Annotated in this window: 16 protein-coding genes and 1 pseudogene; 11 read left to right on the top strand and 6 right to left on the bottom strand. The window is 60.6% G+C overall.

Going from position 1 to position 14,555, the window contains the following annotated elements; translation table 11 throughout:
* Positions 1 to 45 precede the first annotated feature (45 nt).
* The 4 genes and pseudogenes from trbF to HV237_RS24625 all read left to right on the top strand — a co-directional run.
* Positions 46 to 366, top strand: a pseudogene (trbF, locus tag HV237_RS24640) (conjugal transfer protein TrbF); the annotation flags it as partial.
* The gene (gene trbG, locus HV237_RS24635) at positions 363 to 1,412 is read left to right on the top strand and encodes a P-type conjugative transfer protein TrbG (RefSeq protein WP_011191356.1); all 1,050 of its coding nucleotides are present in this window, start codon (positions 363 to 365) and stop codon (positions 1,410 to 1,412) included. The pseudogene trbF and the gene trbG, both read left to right, overlap by 4 nt.
* The gene (locus HV237_RS24630; protein WP_011191355.1) at positions 1,409 to 2,629 is read left to right on the top strand and encodes a TrbI/VirB10 family protein; all 1,221 of its coding nucleotides are present in this window, start codon (positions 1,409 to 1,411) and stop codon (positions 2,627 to 2,629) included. Before trbG ends, HV237_RS24630 begins: the two co-directional genes overlap by 4 nt.
* A gap of 2 nt (positions 2,630 to 2,631) precedes the next feature.
* Positions 2,632 to 2,868 carry a DUF2274 domain-containing protein gene (locus HV237_RS24625; protein ID WP_026227538.1) on the top strand — a complete coding sequence of 79 codons (237 nt, stop codon included), beginning with the start codon at positions 2,632 to 2,634 and terminating at the stop codon, positions 2,866 to 2,868.
* On the opposite strand, the gene HV237_RS24620 is transcribed toward HV237_RS24625, so the two are convergent.
* The gene (locus HV237_RS24620; protein WP_011191354.1) at positions 2,865 to 3,761 is read right to left on the bottom strand and encodes a LysR family transcriptional regulator; all 897 of its coding nucleotides are present in this window, start codon (positions 3,759 to 3,761) and stop codon (positions 2,865 to 2,867) included. The two genes, HV237_RS24625 and HV237_RS24620, sit on opposite strands and share 4 nt — an antisense overlap.
* A 367-nt stretch (positions 3,762 to 4,128) precedes the next feature.
* Between HV237_RS24620 and HV237_RS24615 the strand changes: the two genes are divergently transcribed.
* Together HV237_RS24615 and HV237_RS24610 are read left to right on the top strand one after the other, a co-directional pair.
* A complete protein-coding gene (locus HV237_RS24615) occupies positions 4,129 to 4,551 on the top strand; it encodes a MarR family transcriptional regulator (protein WP_223296479.1) in 423 nt (140 codons plus the stop codon).
* A 26-nt stretch (positions 4,552 to 4,577) separates the two neighbouring features.
* The gene (locus HV237_RS24610; RefSeq protein WP_004099025.1) at positions 4,578 to 5,537 is read left to right on the top strand and encodes a YeeE/YedE thiosulfate transporter family protein; all 960 of its coding nucleotides are present in this window, start codon (positions 4,578 to 4,580) and stop codon (positions 5,535 to 5,537) included.
* A 38-nt stretch (positions 5,538 to 5,575) separates the two neighbouring features.
* Here HV237_RS24610 and HV237_RS24605 read toward each other — a convergent pair whose 3' ends face one another.
* Entirely contained in the window at positions 5,576 to 5,935 is a 360-nt protein-coding gene (locus tag HV237_RS24605; RefSeq protein ID WP_166479491.1) for a DUF6314 family protein, read from the bottom strand.
* 297 nt (positions 5,936 to 6,232) lie between these two features.
* On the opposite strand from HV237_RS24605, the gene HV237_RS24600 reads away from it, so the two are divergent.
* Positions 6,233 to 6,721 carry a DUF417 family protein gene (locus tag HV237_RS24600; RefSeq protein WP_004099027.1) on the top strand — a complete coding sequence of 163 codons (489 nt, stop codon included), beginning with the start codon at positions 6,233 to 6,235 and terminating at the stop codon, positions 6,719 to 6,721.
* Between the two features lie 557 nt (positions 6,722 to 7,278).
* Positions 7,279 to 7,773, top strand: coding sequence for a MarR family winged helix-turn-helix transcriptional regulator (locus HV237_RS24590; RefSeq protein ID WP_004099028.1), 495 nt, complete (start codon positions 7,279 to 7,281; stop codon positions 7,771 to 7,773).
* Between the two features lie 396 nt (positions 7,774 to 8,169).
* Here HV237_RS24590 and HV237_RS24585 read toward each other — a convergent pair whose 3' ends face one another.
* From HV237_RS24585 to HV237_RS24575, 3 genes are all read right to left on the bottom strand, one after another.
* Positions 8,170 to 9,195: a zinc-binding alcohol dehydrogenase family protein gene (locus tag HV237_RS24585; protein ID WP_004357654.1), complete on the bottom strand. Its 1,026-nt coding sequence runs from the start codon at positions 9,193 to 9,195 to the stop codon at positions 8,170 to 8,172.
* Positions 9,195 to 9,683: a peptide-methionine (S)-S-oxide reductase MsrA gene (gene msrA, locus HV237_RS24580; RefSeq protein ID WP_045269765.1), complete on the bottom strand. Its 489-nt coding sequence runs from the start codon at positions 9,681 to 9,683 to the stop codon at positions 9,195 to 9,197. The genes HV237_RS24585 and msrA (HV237_RS24580) overlap by 1 nt, the downstream gene beginning before the upstream one ends.
* Positions 9,684 to 9,790: 107 nt before the next feature.
* Positions 9,791 to 11,023, bottom strand: a complete 1,233-nt coding sequence (locus HV237_RS24575) for a bifunctional alpha/beta hydrolase/OsmC family protein (protein WP_004357650.1) — start codon at positions 11,021 to 11,023, stop codon at positions 9,791 to 9,793.
* A gap of 228 nt (positions 11,024 to 11,251) precedes the next feature.
* On the opposite strand from HV237_RS24575, the gene HV237_RS24570 reads away from it, so the two are divergent.
* A complete protein-coding gene (locus HV237_RS24570; RefSeq protein WP_011191349.1) occupies positions 11,252 to 12,127 on the top strand; it encodes a LysR family transcriptional regulator in 876 nt (291 codons plus the stop codon).
* Positions 12,128 to 12,272: 145 nt separating this feature from the next.
* Here HV237_RS24570 and HV237_RS24565 read toward each other — a convergent pair whose 3' ends face one another.
* Entirely contained in the window at positions 12,273 to 13,304 is a 1,032-nt protein-coding gene (locus HV237_RS24565) for an IS630-like element ISEc33 family transposase (protein ID WP_046092923.1), read from the bottom strand.
* Positions 13,305 to 13,428: 124 nt separating this feature from the next.
* On the opposite strand from HV237_RS24565, the gene msrB reads away from it, so the two are divergent.
* Together msrB and msrA (HV237_RS24555) are read left to right on the top strand one after the other, a co-directional pair.
* Positions 13,429 to 13,872, top strand: coding sequence for a peptide-methionine (R)-S-oxide reductase MsrB (msrB, locus tag HV237_RS24560; RefSeq protein ID WP_004099035.1), 444 nt, complete (start codon positions 13,429 to 13,431; stop codon positions 13,870 to 13,872).
* Position 13,873: 1 nt separating this feature from the next.
* Positions 13,874 to 14,413, top strand: coding sequence for a peptide-methionine (S)-S-oxide reductase MsrA (gene msrA / locus HV237_RS24555; RefSeq protein WP_004099036.1), 540 nt, complete (start codon positions 13,874 to 13,876; stop codon positions 14,411 to 14,413).
* The last annotated feature ends 142 nt before the right edge of the window (positions 14,414 to 14,555 follow it).

Raw genomic sequence — 14,555 nt, 5'->3', positions numbered from 1 at the left:
GCAAAAACGGGAGTGACCATAGATTCCGTTTTCTGAGACGACCCCTGGCTGCGCGCCTACGACTTCACGACTGACCGCGGCGCCATGGCGCTCAATGACTACGCCCGCTCCAACGACCCCTTTACACGGGTCGGCCGGCAGCAGGTCGCTGTCGACGTCTCCAGCGTCATCCGCGCGTCCCCGGACAGCTTCCGCGTCGCCTGGGTCGAGCGCCGATACGAAAATGGCCAGCTCGCCGAGACCACGCGCTGGACCGCGATCCTGACGATCGTCGTGCAGATCCCCCGAAACGCCGACCGGCTCAGGGCGAACCCGCTCGGCATCTACGTCAACGCCATCAACTGGTCACGGGAGCTTGGGCAATGAAGCCGTATTTCCGTAAAGCCGGAAACCCGGCTTCACACACACACGTACTCCCGGCTCTCCGTAGAGCCGCATTCCCGGTCGTTCTGCTAGCGGCGACCGCGCTCGCGGGCTGCGCGACCACCAATCCGCCGCCGGAGATTTCCTACGACAATGCGGCTCCGGCGGTGCAGACCGTCGATCCACCCGCGCCGGTCACCGTGGTCGAGCTGCCCCGGCCGCTGCCGCTGCCTGGCCAATTGCAGCGTGTGGAGGAGACGCGGCGTGCCCCGGAGCCTTCTAATCCGACCGCTCGCGTCAACCAGGCAAACGAGGCGGCACGAGTCCAGCCGGTGCGCGACGGCTTCATTAACTCGATGCAGGTCTACCCGTGGACTCAAGGGGCGCTTTATCAAGTCTATACCGCCGTCGGGCAGATCACCGACATCGCGCTCCAACCCGGGGAGCAGCTTGTCGGCGCAGGCCCGGTGGCCGCCGGCGACACAGTGCGCTGGATCATCGGCGACACCGAGAGCGGATCGGGGGCAACGCGCCAGATCCACATCCTAGTAAAGCCCACCCGCGCCGACCTGATGACAAACCTCGTCATCAACACCAACATGCGCACCTATCACATGGAGCTGCGCTCGACAGAGCGCACCTATATGGCGTCGGTCTCATGGCAGTATCCGCAAGACCAGCTCATTGCGCTGCGCCGTCAGAACGCCGAGGCGCAGGCGGCCCAGCCGGTGGCGAGCGGCGTCGATCTCGCGAACGTCAACTTCCGCTATGCGATCGAGGGCGACCGTGCGCCGTGGCGGCCGCTGCGCGCCTTCGACGACGGACGCCAGGTCTTTATCGAGTTTCCGCGCGGCATCGGTCAGGGCGAGATGCCGCCACTCTTCGTCGTCGGCCCCGAGGGCAACACCTCTGAGCTCGTGAACTATCGCGTTCGCGGCCACCACATGATCGTTGATCGTCTGTTCGCGGCTGCCGAACTTCGCTTCGGCTCCGGCCGCGAGCAGAAGCGCGTCAGGATCGTCCGCACAGACGGGAGGCCGACCTCGTGAGCGAGAACCCGCCCCGGATTGAGGAAGTGCCGGACGACGATGCGCAGCCCCTGACCGGCGAGCCGGTCGGGCCTGCGCCGATGCGGCTGCGGGCCGAACCGCCCCGCGTCACCCGGTTGTCGCGGAAGGTTCTCGCCGGCCTCGGTCTTGTCGCCAGCGTCGGGCTCGGAGGTGCGCTGATCTACGCGCTTCAGACCCGCGACGCCGGTCGGCCGAACGACGAACTCTATTCGACCGAGAACCGCTCGACCGCTGACGGACTGGCCGGCCTGCCGCGAGATTACAGTGGCGTGCCACAGCTCGGTCCCCCTCTTCCCGGTGACCTCGGCCGGCCGATCCTTAGTACCCAGGATCGCGGACAGCCGGTGCCCACACCCGGGACGGCCACGCCCAATCCCGGCATCAGCCCGGAAGAGCAGCGCCGCCTTCAGGAAATCGAGACCGCGCGCACCAGCCGTCTCTTCTCCGGATCGGAAAGCCGGGGCACACCCGCTGCTGCGGGAGCTGCCCCAGCGCTCGCGCCGGTGCCGGATTTGGCGAGCATTGGCCTCGCTCCGCCGCCCGCCACGCCCTCGGCGCAGGACCGGCAGAACGCGTTTCTGAACGCCGCGGCCGATCGCAGGACGGTTGCGCCCGATCGCGTCGCTGCGCCAGTATCGCCGAACGTCCTTCAGGCGGGAGCAGTGATATCCGCGGCGCTGATCACCGGCATCCGATCCGATCTACCCGGCCAGATCACCGCGCAGGTCACCGAAAACATCTACGACAGCCCAACCGGCCGTATCTTGCTTGTGCCGCAAGGCACTCGTGTGGTCGGGCAGTACGACAACAACGTGCAGTTCGGCCAGAGCCGAGTCCTGCTCGTCTGGACTCGGCTCGTCTTCCCGAACGGGCGCTCGATCGTTCTCGAGCGCCAGCCTGGTGCTGACGCTGAAGGGTTCGCCGGGCTGCAGGATGGCGTCGATTACCATTGGTGGGATCTGGCCAAGGCTGCGGGATTGTCGACACTGCTGAGCGTCGGCGCCGAACTCGCGGTCGACAACGACGATCAGCTCGTTCAGGCGATCCGGAACGGTGGGCAGGACACCATCAACGACGCAGGGCAGCAGATTGTGAGGCGTCAGCTCAACGTCGCGCCCACGATCACTATTCGGCCCGGATTTCCCGTGCGCGTTCTCGTGACGCGAGACTTGGTACTGGAGCCATATGGAGGGTGATGATGTCGAAGCTTAAGCTAGGCCCCATCGCGGACGACAAGCCGCTTAAGGTACAGGTCGAGCTACCTGCAGCTCTCCACCAGGACCTTGTTGACTACGCCCACCTATTGGGCCGAGAGCAAGGTCAGTCCGCTGTTGACCCAGCTCGGTTAATCGTCCCGATGTTACAACGGTTCATCGCGACAGACCGTGGCTTCGCCAAAGCCAGGCGAACGTTGACGCCGGGGAGCGCCGATTAATCCGTGGTCCCCGCTCTAGAGGGGGTGTCGAAACACTTCAGCAGCAGCGGCAGAGTCGGGTTGTCGTTGTCACTGGAAGAAATTATAGCGGCCGTCGGCGCCCGCGCCGATGGGAGCGGGATCAACGCGATATCCGGCCGGTAGATCACGCTGGTGATGGTCAAGCCGAAGCCCTGTTCGACCATCGTCAGCAGGGTTTCTCGGCTGACTTGTTGGATCGAGAGTTGAACCGCTCCGTCTCCGGCGCCCACCATGCGCCGGAGTATGCCAGCGAGCTCACGCCCAGCGCCATCCGAGCGAACGAGGAAGACTTCGTCACAAACGTCCTCCCACGACAGCTGTGGCCGTGCTGCCAACTCGTGAAGCGGGGACAATGCCACGAACAGATCTGGTTCGCAGAGACGTCGAACTTGGAACTGAGGGCTCTTGCTCGCACTCAGGCTGATTGCTGCGTCCAGTAATCCGCGCTTCACCCCCAAAGTGTTTTCTTCTGAAGTGCCTTCCTCAAGCTTTACCTCGATCGTCGGATGTCTATTTCTGAATGCCGAGAGAATGTTGATGATCGGGCACGCCGGGAACGCTTCAAGCATTCCAAACCTCACGAGCCCGGTCTTGAGTTTCCGCGCGGAGCGGATCTCCGTTGCGGCGTTACGAAGGTAGCGCGCTCCCACCACCGCTTGTTGAAGGAAGCGCTCACCTTCTGGAGTCAGCCCTGCCCCCGCTCGCGTACGCTTGAAGAGAGAAAAGCCAAGTTGGCGCTCAAACAGCTGCACACGTCGGCTGACGGTGGATTGCGATATCGATAGGCGCTCCGCCGCTCGGCGGAAGCTGCCGGCCTCGGCGACCTGAACGGCGTACTTCAGGTATCGGAGATCAAGAGTCAGGTCGGGCATGAGACCCGTCCGATCATACCGGCGGTCTCATCGGCGAACCGCCTGCGCCCGGTGAGCGGCACCCATGCACGTCCACTTTCATCGAGCCCACCCCCGCTAGCGCCTGGGGAACGAGCACGTCCGTTGATCTCAGATGTGGAATCCGAGCTGAGCCCCTCAATGAGCATGACCATGTCCGAATCTGTCATAGATGCATGCGGCGGTCATACATTTTCACACGCTTGAAGTCTATGCGCGAAGCATATATTCTTGCGGTATGGAGCCTGAGGTCGCCAAGTACCATTTAGGTGCACTCGCGTTGGCCGTTGCAGACAGCATCGCCAGTGTCTCGGCCTCGTTTTCACCAAGCGGCCCGGGGACCGCCGTGATGGTGTTACTCAGCATGGAGCCCGGACTGCCGATCAGCGTTTTGGCTACCTCGATCGGGCTTTCTCATGCCGGGACGGTGCGATTGATCGATAGGCTCGAGCGCGAACAGTTGGTGGAACGACGAAGACAAATCACCGACAGGCGGGCGCGCTTCATTCACCTCACCAATTCGGGGAAGAAGATAACGGACGCCTTGCTCAAGGCACGGGAGCAGGTGATCTCCGAATGTATTTCGCCCCTGTCGCCCAATGACCTCGACATTCTAGGCATGCTGTCGGAGCGGCTCCTTGTGGCAAACGGCTTCGACAAAGATGGCTCGGTCAGCCTTTGCCATCTGTGCGGCTACAGCAGGATCGCGCCTTCCCGTGGTAAAGCTAAGCCGGGGCGCTCGCCACGCTGGAACGTCGCATCAGAAGGCTGACGATATGATCAGGCAGGCTTGAAATAATGGGATCGTTTGCGCTCGAACTTCTTCTATGCGTACTTGCCTTCGGGTTCGGATATGCGGCGAACCAAGGCGGAACCTGTTTAGTGGTGGCCGCTCATGAGTTACACAGAAGACAGCCGCCGAAAATGTTCGTCGGATTTCTCGCAGCGTCGGCAGCGGCAGGCCTGGTTGCGGTCCCGATAGTCTGGACGGGAACACTGGGCGCAACACTCGCACCCTCGACCAGCATCAATTTCCTCCTGCTCATCGGCGCCATCGCCTTCGGCCTCGGCGCACTCATTAATGACACATGCCTGCTCGGATCGCTGGCGCGGCTTGGGGATGGGGAGATGCGACTTCTAGCTCTACCCTTGGGATTAACGATTGGTATCTTGGCTGCCGACCATGGCAGGTTCGGCTACGATTCAACATGGCCAAGCTTAATCTCCAAACCGAGCGCAACAGGCCTCGTTACTCTCCTAGCCTTCCTAGTTGTGCTCGTGCTGGCACTCGTTTTCGTTTCCACGAAGAGCGTTCTGCGAACAAAGCCGGGTTGGTCGTTCGGCGCTTCGATGATTGGACTCGGTATCACTGGCGGACTTCTATATGCACTCTCGCCGGCCTGGACCTTCGCAGACGTGATTCAACGCGCCCTTCCTCTCAGAATGTCCCCGGCCGGCGAGGTCGCGCTCACTGCGGTGATCTCTTCGATCGCAGGCGCCCTAACCGCCTCCTTTCGCCAAGGCAATCTGCGTCTCCAACTGCCGACAGCCAATGGCATTCTGCGATCTGTCGTCGGCGGCACATTGATGGGTATCGGCATCGCGCTCATACCCGGCGGGAATGATGGGTTGATCCTCGCAGCGGTTCCGACTCTTTCACCTGGTGGGATAGTCGCCTACCTTCTGATGACGACGACAATCGTCTTCGGATTTGCAGCGCGTGGTAAGTTATTCCGGCGCTGCCTTTCACGGCCATGATAAGGGCAACAGAGGACTTGCCCTCCTGACATGAGCATTTATCCCGACCGGGAATATCGGCTGACTAGCTCGTATGCCTTTGCAGGCCCTTGGACCATGATGACCACTTCAAAGGCCGCCGGCCCCAGAATCCTGTAGGTTGCATGGTAGGTGTCGTCTCCGCAGGCATAGACGCCACTCGCTTCCAACCCGGTATCCGTCCGCGAGAAACTCAAGCTGAGGAACTGCGTCCCGATATGAGGTCCGTCTGCGAACTCGACGACAACACTGTCCTCGCTCAAGCGATAGCGATACTGCCGGCACGCGGAGAATACTCTGCCATCTGCCAGTGAGAGAATGCCGCTCTCTCGATAAGCGAGCGCGCCTTCGCCGATCGCTGCTACGATTTCGGTGGGCATGGTTATCTCGTCCAGGGCCGCGTCCATCCGTACAGGCTGGACGTTTGCCAACGGGCTATAGGCCCACCCGGAGCGCCAGCCCCATCAAGTCAAAATCCCGCAAAGGTCGCGCGTTTGCTGGGTAAAGGCATCGCCGATGAGGATGGCTTCGTGAGGCAGCGAAGCGCGAGCCAGCCGCTCGACATATCTCGCTTATTAGTATATGGTATATGCGTCGCGCATATACTGCAACGCCTGCCCGAAGCACGTAGACGACGTTCGTGACGTTCCCACGGGACCACTGTTGAGGAATTTTAGATGAGCATTTTCGACCGTTATGAATTTCTTGTCCCCGAGCACGGTCGGAGGGATCTTGGCCTGCTTAGATGGGCTCTCGTGATCGTATTTCTGTGGTTCGGCGCGATGAAGTTCACAGCGTACGAGGCCTATGGTATCGCCCCGTTTATCGAACACAGCCCGATCATGAATTGGCTCGGCATGTTCGGGACGCAGGGGCAAAGCTATTTCATCGGCGTTATCGAGTTATCGACCGGTCTCGTTCTGATCCTTGGTGCATTTCGTCCACTCTTCTCTGCGCTAGGCGCACTAATGTCAGCAGCGACCTATCTGATCACGCTGACCTTTTTCATCACCACTCCAGGTGTCGCGGAGCAGACTGCCGGCGGCTTTCCTGCGATTTCGGCTGCACCAGGGCAGTTTCTACTGAAGGACGCAGTTCTGCTAGCGGCGTCCCTCGTGCTGCTGCGTGCTTCGGTCCGCCACAGAGGGGCGCTTGTGCTCTCGTGACTGTGGTCCTCTCGTGACGGCGGGCGTGCAAATCCTGCAGAACCTCCGCGGGGCATGGATGCTCCGTCGCGATATCGAGCCCGGAGGCGCTCAGCTGCATGGCGACGCGGTCTTCGCCCGTTTCGCCGCAATCCCCGACGTCGTGGAGCACGGACTGTTCCTCAATGGGATTGATACAATCGTGATCGCGCGCGGTGACACGATGGAAGTGCGACGCCGGGGGCAAGCTAGGTCTCGCTGATCTGCACCTGCGCGGCCTGGATGACAGCGCTGACGCGGAGTGATTCTCGGGCGCGACCTACGGCGATTCCGAGCGAAAAGGCTTGCCCTATAGCCGCCAGGTATCAACGGTTCCGCGGCCTTAACGAGCCGGACCCGTTTTTTTCGGCGCGCTCGATCAGTCGAAATCCTCCGAAACCCTTCTAAAACAGGACATTTTCCACAAGCCGCGCGGAGGAAGAGGACCACGGTATGGCTTGCTGTCTATGCTCCGCGCACATATAGATGTGGCAATGGATGGACCTCGAGATCGAAACATTTTCGGGGCGTTCGCACTCATGATCAGCGACGACATCGTTCGCGCTAGTTCATCGCGGGCGCCGGAAGCTGGACCCGCCGCCTCAGCGCTGGCGTTGCTCGCGCACAAGCCCGGGCTCTCGATCCGTATGCTTGCGATCGGGGTGGGCCTTTCACATGCTGGAACTGTTCGCCTGGTGGATAGATTGGTAAGCGAGGGATTGATCGAGCGTAGGGAGCATTCGACAGACGGGCGCGCGCGATCCCTCTATCTTACTCCAACTGGCAAGGTCGCGAGCGACGAGGTCCTGGCCTCGCGCGATCAAGTGATTGCCGAAGGGCTATCGATCCTTAATCCAGACGAACTGAAAACCTTATCGGACATCGCTGAACGCGTTCTCCGAAATCGCTTGGAAAACCTCGAGCAGTCATACCGCATCTGCCGCTTGTGCTGCTACGAGGGCTGCACGAACTGCCCCGTCGATGCCGAATTGCATGAGCGAGGTGTGGACCGCGAGAAGAACGACGACGCGTAGGAGACTCGCAATTGCGGCAGCTCAACGCTGCTCAGATGGCGGGGCTTCATAATGTCAGCGAGCCTACCATCAGCCGCATTCTTTTGGCTACGCGTCAAGCCGGCCGATCGGGCATGGCGGTCTCATTCTAATATGTCGGTGATCGCCCCACTTTTAGCCGCTCAATTGATCGGAACGCGGTTTCGGAAGCGGCCGTTCAAACCACTCGCTGCATTCCCATTTCTCTATGTCCGATAGGTAGTTTCGGGGAAAAGCAGTCGGGAACAGGTTTCGGGAACGCATGCTCCGGCAGGAGCGCAGCGCGCGTCCCAAACGCGTTTTCCCGGTAGAGCTTCCCAATCGGCAAAGTGCGGGCCACCTCAGACTGCGAACGCGAAAAACCGCCTGGCTGGTCACTCAAGGCAGGGTAACGACGATTTTCGCTGCGGATACACCCGCCTTCAGGGCTTCCAAGGCAGCCTGGAGCATTTCAAGGCCCTGGCCCACGATCTTCGCCGGAGGGGCGGGGACGAACGTGCGCGCCGCGAGAGCCTGCGGCAGGAATTCGCGGTAGATCATTGGACCAACCTCGTCATCCTTGAGGCTCGTCCCGGAGATGTGCGTCGCCTCGACTCCAAATGAACGCTCGTCGGGCGGGGCCAGCGTCGCTGCCACCCGGCGCGAGCCCTCGCATCTCGCAACTACGGCAAAACAGTCTTTCATGTGACCGGTCGCGTGAAGCGTTCCAGCGAGACTGCGCCCGCGCATTGCCTCAATCACGTCTTCCACGATGGCTGGACTCGAGTGGTCAAGAACCTCGCTTGCACCCAGCTCCTTCAACAGGCCGACGTTGCGCGCCGAAGCGGTGGCGACGCACCTGTAGCCCGACGCCACCGCGAGCTGGATGGCGTTGCAGCCAACGCTCGACGATCCACCCCAGACCAGAACGACCTCTGGACGCGCGGTCGGCGAGTGTAACGGTGGCGCGAGAGCCAACTGTGTCCGTCCGTAGAGCCCGCTTGCGGCGGTGCCAAGGCCAAGCGGGAGGACTGCCGCATCAGCGAAGGCAATGTTGTTGGGGATCGGCGCCGCCATGTGGTCCAGCACGATCGTGTGGTGCTGGAACGCACCCTGCGCAGGTTGATTTACGGTTGTCCCGACCGCCTGTCCGATGACTCGATCGCCGACCTTGAACCGCTCGACCGCGCCACCGACCGCCGCGACCTCACCGGAGACGTCGCTGCCGAGAATCGCGGGATAGTCGAGCCATGGCAAAAGCGCGACGTCCTGCAGAATCCAGTCGAGTGGGTTGATCGCGATGGCCGCGTTGCGGATCAATATCTCGTTCGCCGCCAGATGCGGCAGAGCGGTGACACCGATCCTCAGTGGCTGCCCCGGCGCTTTCTGCCAGGCGGCCTGATTAGTCACGGTTTCGGTCATCATCAACTCTTTCTGTCAAGTATTACAGCTGGGCGTTCGTCTGAGCGGTCCAACCGCCAGGTCGGGCGCACGAAGTGGCAGCTATAGCCCCCAGGATAGCGCACCAGGTATTCTTGGTGCTCTGGCTCCGCCTCCCAAAAGGGTTCTTCTGGGTTGATCTCCGACACGACCGGGCCTGGCCAGCTTCCTGATGCCTCGATTTCCGCGATGGTTGTGAGGGCGACTTCCTTCTGCACTTCGGTGGTGTAGAAAATCGCCGATCGATAGCTCGGACCGACATCGCTGCCTTGTTGCTCGTAGGTCGTGGGGTCATGTATCTGGAAGAAGAGTTCCAAGAGCGAGCGATAGGCGAGAACGGAAGGGTCGAAGGTCACTTCCACTGCTTCCGCATGGCCGTAATGTCTCGCGTAGGTCGGATCAGGCATTTCTCCGCCTGTGTAACCGACACGCGTCGAAATGACTCCCCTGGCTCGGCGCAGCAAATCCTCCATGCCCCAGAAGCAGCCGCCTGCGAGAATTGCTCGCTCTGTCGCGGCCGCCCTATTGCCGGTAGGCGATTGGCTCACAGTCCGTTCGCCCTCCTCCGTGTGCGCCACGGTCAAGCCAGCCTCGCGGGATCCGCAGCCTGACTGGCGCTCAAGAGCTCGGTCTGCACGTCCGAACCCCGGATGAGACTCAGATCGACGGGACACCGATCAGCGATCGCGAGGATCCGAGCGCGCTGATCATCACTCAGCGGCCCATCGAGGACAATGGTGCGGGTGAACCGGTCGGGTGGCATCATGTCCGGCACCTTCTCGTGCTGCACGGTCGTGCTCGCCCGTTCGAGCGGAAAGCCCTTGCGGTTCGCATAGAGACGCATCGTCATCACCGTGCAGGCTGCGAGGCCGGCAGATACGAGTTCGTAGGGAGATAGTCCGGTCCCGAGGCCACCGACCGATGCTGGCTCGTCGGCGAACAGAGTGTGCTCGCCGCTGCGGACCTTGAGCTGGAACGTCCCTGCAAGAGTTTCGGTGGAGACGACGCCCTCCGCAACCTCGACCTGCGGAAGATCCGCGCTGAGTGGTGGGAGAAAGCGGCTCGCCCAAACCGCCACCATGGCCGCGGCGTAGTTCGCGTCCGCGACGTCGGTGAGAAGGTGATCCGCGTTGTCGAGCGAGATGAAGCTTTTAGGGTGCCTGGACGCGACGAAGATGCGCGACGCGTGGTCGATGCCGACCACCTGATCCAGCGGAGAGTGCATGACCAGCACCGGCCGTCGCAGGGAGGCAATGGCCTTCTCGACGTCGATCCCCTCAACCGCCTCAAGGAACCCTCGGCGAATGAGGAAGGGCCTACCGGCAATCTCCACCGAGGCCTCGCCCTCGCTCGCGATGGTGTCCAGATCATTCGGTCCGAAGAGGCGCAAGATATGCTGAAGGTCGGCCGGCGCACCAATCGTCGCTACCGCCGCAATATCAGGCATGTCGGCGGCGGCTACGATCGCAGCGGTGCCACCCAGGCTGTGCCCGACGAGGAGGGACGGTGACATGCCCGCCGCCGCCATCGCATTTGCGGCGGCCCGAAGGTCCTCGACGTCCGACGCGAAGTTCACAGGTTCTCCCGTCCCACCGCCGATCCCGGTCCCGGCGAAATCGAACCTCAAGACCCCGATGCCCGCACGCGACAGCGCGCGCGAGATGTGAACAGCGGCGCGACTGTCTTTCCCGCACGTGAAGCAGTGGGCGAAGATCGCCCAGCCCCGCGGCGTCCCTTCCGGCGGTTCGAGGTGCCCGGACAGCGGAGAGCCAGCCCCACTGACAAACGTAAATGATCTTCCTGCCATGTCCATCAAACCTCCAGCACGCGGCTTGGCGGTTGCGCTCTCAGAACCTTCGACGGAGCTGAGCGGAGCGCACCGCCAACCGGTAATCGTCATCTCAGGCTATCATTTATATGTCTGGCGCATATAGACAAGCCCCTATACCATGATTATATGCGCCAAGCATACTTCTGCGACCTGCTTTCCAAAGGCGGTCTCACGGAAGAGGTATCAGTCAGGCGCGTGGGCCAAAGGACTATGGAACTCAATCAAGTCAGCTATTTCATCAACTTGGCCGAGACGCTGAATTTCACAGCGGCCGCTCGCTTGAGCGGTGTGTCACAGCCAAGTCTGACCCGCGCGATCCGCCGCTTGGAAGATGAGCTTGGCGGGCCGCTGATCTATCGCGACGGGAAGAACAGCCGCCTGACTGGCCTTGGCCATGACGTCGAGGCAGAATTCCGGCGCATGGTGGTCGCGATGAAGAGCGTTCGCAATCACTCGGAGCACTGGGCGATGGGGGGGCACCGCGTGCTGGATGTCGCCGTCGCGCCCACCGTCGGACCAAAGGAATTTACGGCATTCTTCGAGAGCGCATTGGCGGAGATGCCATCCATCGAAATCAAGCTGCACTCGCTCCAGTCGAACGAGGACACATCGGAGGTGCTTTCAGGAAAATACCACGCGTGCATCATGCCGCGTGAAACAAGACCGGAACGCAAGCTGGATGTGCATCCTCTATTTCGGGAGCGCTTCGTGCTCGGCTGTTCTGCAAACCATCCCTTGGCTGCCAACGAGATCGTGCGCGGCGAAGACCTGCTCGAGTTTCCTTTCGTCGATCGCCTGAAATGCGAGTTTCGCGATCGGATCCTCGATCACTTCGCGCGACGGGACTTGCTCATGCGACCTCGCTTTCGATCAGATCGCGAGGACTGGGTGCAACGGGTCGTCGCTGACGGCCACGCCATATGCATTCTTCCGGAACGATCGCCGACCGTGCAAGGCCTCGTCACTCGGCCGATCGACGGATTTGTCTTGGAGCGCGAAGTCGTGATCGCGACAGTATCCGGCTCCACGGCAACGGTCGAGATACGGAACATCGCGCAGCTGGCAGCCCGGTATGAGTGGAACTGAATCACGACGTGAAGAGCTTCGGCGCTATGGAAACTATACGCGCAGCGTATTGGATAAATCTGGGGCGCACTGCGATAGTCGGCGCAATGACTGCAAAGATAAATGACAGTGTGTCGAGCTCTCTAAATAGCTGCGCCTAATACCGCTACACTTTTGCCTGACCATGTTTTCCTCCGGGGAATGGGCTGGCGGTTTCCATAAAATGGCGGACCTTTTTCAGTAACTGCCACATTGAGCGGCACTGATGATTACGGGTTATCGTGTCATGAAGTGCCTGCCATAGCCGTTCCACATGATTCACCCACGGCGAGTAAACCGGCTGGTAAATTACCCTGAACTTGGGATTTGCTTTCAACCAGCGCTGTGTTTCGCGGCTTTTATGGATAATGTAGTTATCAACGATCAGCGTGATTGTTTTCGCCCGCCGGTAAGTGGCTTTCAGGTGCTTCAGCAGAGCGATAAACAGCGCTGAACTTTTGCTGTTGCCGCCCACGTAGCTGACTTTACCCGTGCCACTGTGCAGTGCGCCGGCCAGATAGTATTTTTCGTTCTGCCCCGGCGTCACTACCCGTTTCTGCTGTCCGCGCAACTGCCAGTCCGCACCGATTTTAGGATTAAGGTGGATATCCACTTCATCTTCATAAAATACCGGATGCTCTGCGCTGCATTCATCCAGCGCTTTGTGGATTACCGCCATCTTTTCATCTTTATGTGGGTCACGGATACGCAGAGTTGGCGCGGCCCTGCGCCATACAAGCCCCGCAGATGGCAACCAGCGGCGAACGGTTCCTGCATGTAACTGGCAACCGGTTATCTCATTGATTTTTATTGCCAGTAATTCGGTGCTCCAGCGTGAACGTTGATAACCAAAATCGCCGGGAGAATGCTTTATCAGCTCACGTAACAGGGTGCAGATATGTTCAAAAGGCCAGCGTCGGGAGCGCCCTGCGGGTAAGGATTTCAGGCCTTCAATACCTGAGTGCGTAAACCAGTTAATCCAGCGACCAACGGATGAACGAGCACAACAGAGAGTTCTGGCAACATCGCTGACCCGTTCACCCCGATGAAGCATCAGCATGGCCGTGAGTCTGCGGGCATGATTTTTATCGCGCGTTTTATGAATAGCTTTCTGCATCAGGCGTCGTTCGCCACGGGGTATTGGTGCTATGATCGGCATCGCTCAGTCCGGTTGGTGGTTTTGGTTGGTTTGGCGATTGATCAGATCGCACAATCCGGGCTGAGTTCCCTTTCAGTGATCTACTATTCCGCGCATCTATTTAGATTAATTATTGGAGACTATCATGAAGTTTGAGAAGTCACAGGCAGCAGTTGACCGCCTGACCCCCGAGCAACGCCGGATTACCCAGGATTCGGGGACCGAAAGGCCCTTCACGGGTGAGCACAACGACAACAAGGAGCCTGGCATCTACGTCGACATAGTGTCGGGAGAGCCGCTGTTCGCTTCAACGGACAAGTTCGATTCGGGTACTGGCTGGCCCAGCTTCACCAAGCCGATCGTTCCGGCAAACGTGAACGAGGTGCGGGACAGTGCACACGGCATGGTCCGGACGGAGGTCAGGTCGGTACACGCCGACAGCCATCTGGGCCACGTTTTCCCGGACGGTCCTTCCGACCGCGGCGGTCTGCGCTACTGCATCAACTCTGCGTCCCTTCGCTTCATCCCGCGCGACGAGATGGAGTCCGAGGGATACGGTGAATATCTCGATCAAGTAGAGGAGGCTTAACATGCATCAGCGCGCTGTTCTCGCAGGAGGATGTTTCTGGGGCATGCAGGATCTGATCCGCAAGCGGCCCGGCATCATCTCGACCCGTGTGGGTTACACGGGCGGCGATATTCCGAACGCCACGTATCGTAATCACGGCACGCATGCCGAGGGGATCGAGATTGTCTTCGACCCGACAGTGACGAGCTACCGGCACATCCTGGAATTCTTCTTCCAGATCCACGATCCGACGACGCTGAACCGCCAGGGCAATGATCGTGGGCTCTCCTACCGGTCGGGCATCTATTATGTCGACGAGGAGCAGAAGCGCGTCGCCGAGGATACGATCGCCGATGTGGATGCCTCGGGGCTGTGGGATGGCAAAGTGGTGACCGAGGTCCAGCCGGTCGGCGAGTTCTGGGAGGCCGAGCCCGATCACCAGGATTATCTGGAGAAGCGGCCGGGCGGCTACACCTGCCACTTCGTCCGTCCCGACTGGGTTCTTCCAAAGCGGCATGAGGCCGGCGATGTGAGCCCTGCGGCCGGGGCTGCAGCGGAATAGGCTTCGCTGCCGTTAGTGCCGCGCCGATCCGGTTCGCAACCTCCGACGACCGCGTCAATCGACGCGGTCGTCGAACCCGGCCTTGAAGCAGATCATTCCATTCAGCCGCCGTCGCAGTGCCAGGATCCGGGGTTTGAGGGCC

It is taken from the genome of Citrobacter sp. RHBSTW-00570, assembly GCF_013739755.1.
GTDB classification, from domain to species: Bacteria; Pseudomonadota; Gammaproteobacteria; order Enterobacterales; family Enterobacteriaceae; genus Citrobacter; species Citrobacter braakii.
The sequence above is the reverse complement of the archived record's forward strand: the minus strand, read 5'-3'. Positions and strand labels throughout refer to the sequence as shown.

Excerpts from the sequence above, each read along its gene's own strand:
- msrA (WP_004099036.1), top strand. The coding sequence starts at position 13,874 with ATGCATCAGCGCGCTGTTCTCGCAGGAGGATGTTTCTGGGGCATGCAG.
- msrA (WP_045269765.1), bottom strand. The coding sequence starts at position 9,683 with ATGGAGGATTTGCTGCGCCGAGCCAGGGGAGTCATTTCGACGCGTGTC.
- HV237_RS24575 (WP_004357650.1), bottom strand. The coding sequence starts at position 11,023 with ATGGACATGGCAGGAAGATCATTTACGTTTGTCAGTGGGGCTGGCTCT.
- HV237_RS24590 (WP_004099028.1), top strand. The coding sequence starts at position 7,279 with ATGATCAGCGACGACATCGTTCGCGCTAGTTCATCGCGGGCGCCGGAA.
- HV237_RS24625 (WP_026227538.1), top strand. The coding sequence starts at position 2,632 with ATGTCGAAGCTTAAGCTAGGCCCCATCGCGGACGACAAGCCGCTTAAG.
- HV237_RS24565 (WP_046092923.1), bottom strand. The coding sequence starts at position 13,304 with ATGCCGATCATAGCACCAATACCCCGTGGCGAACGACGCCTGATGCAG.
- HV237_RS24585 (WP_004357654.1), bottom strand. The coding sequence starts at position 9,195 with ATGATGACCGAAACCGTGACTAATCAGGCCGCCTGGCAGAAAGCGCCG.
- HV237_RS24570 (WP_011191349.1), top strand. The coding sequence starts at position 11,252 with ATGGAACTCAATCAAGTCAGCTATTTCATCAACTTGGCCGAGACGCTG.
- HV237_RS24620 (WP_011191354.1), bottom strand. The coding sequence starts at position 3,761 with ATGCCCGACCTGACTCTTGATCTCCGATACCTGAAGTACGCCGTTCAG.
- trbG (WP_011191356.1), top strand. The coding sequence starts at position 363 with ATGAAGCCGTATTTCCGTAAAGCCGGAAACCCGGCTTCACACACACAC.
- HV237_RS24605 (WP_166479491.1), bottom strand. The coding sequence starts at position 5,935 with ATGCCCACCGAAATCGTAGCAGCGATCGGCGAAGGCGCGCTCGCTTAT.
- HV237_RS24610 (WP_004099025.1), top strand. The coding sequence starts at position 4,578 with ATGGGATCGTTTGCGCTCGAACTTCTTCTATGCGTACTTGCCTTCGGG.
- HV237_RS24600 (WP_004099027.1), top strand. The coding sequence starts at position 6,233 with ATGAGCATTTTCGACCGTTATGAATTTCTTGTCCCCGAGCACGGTCGG.
- HV237_RS24615 (WP_223296479.1), top strand. The coding sequence starts at position 4,129 with ATGGTGTTACTCAGCATGGAGCCCGGACTGCCGATCAGCGTTTTGGCT.
- msrB (WP_004099035.1), top strand. The coding sequence starts at position 13,429 with ATGAAGTTTGAGAAGTCACAGGCAGCAGTTGACCGCCTGACCCCCGAG.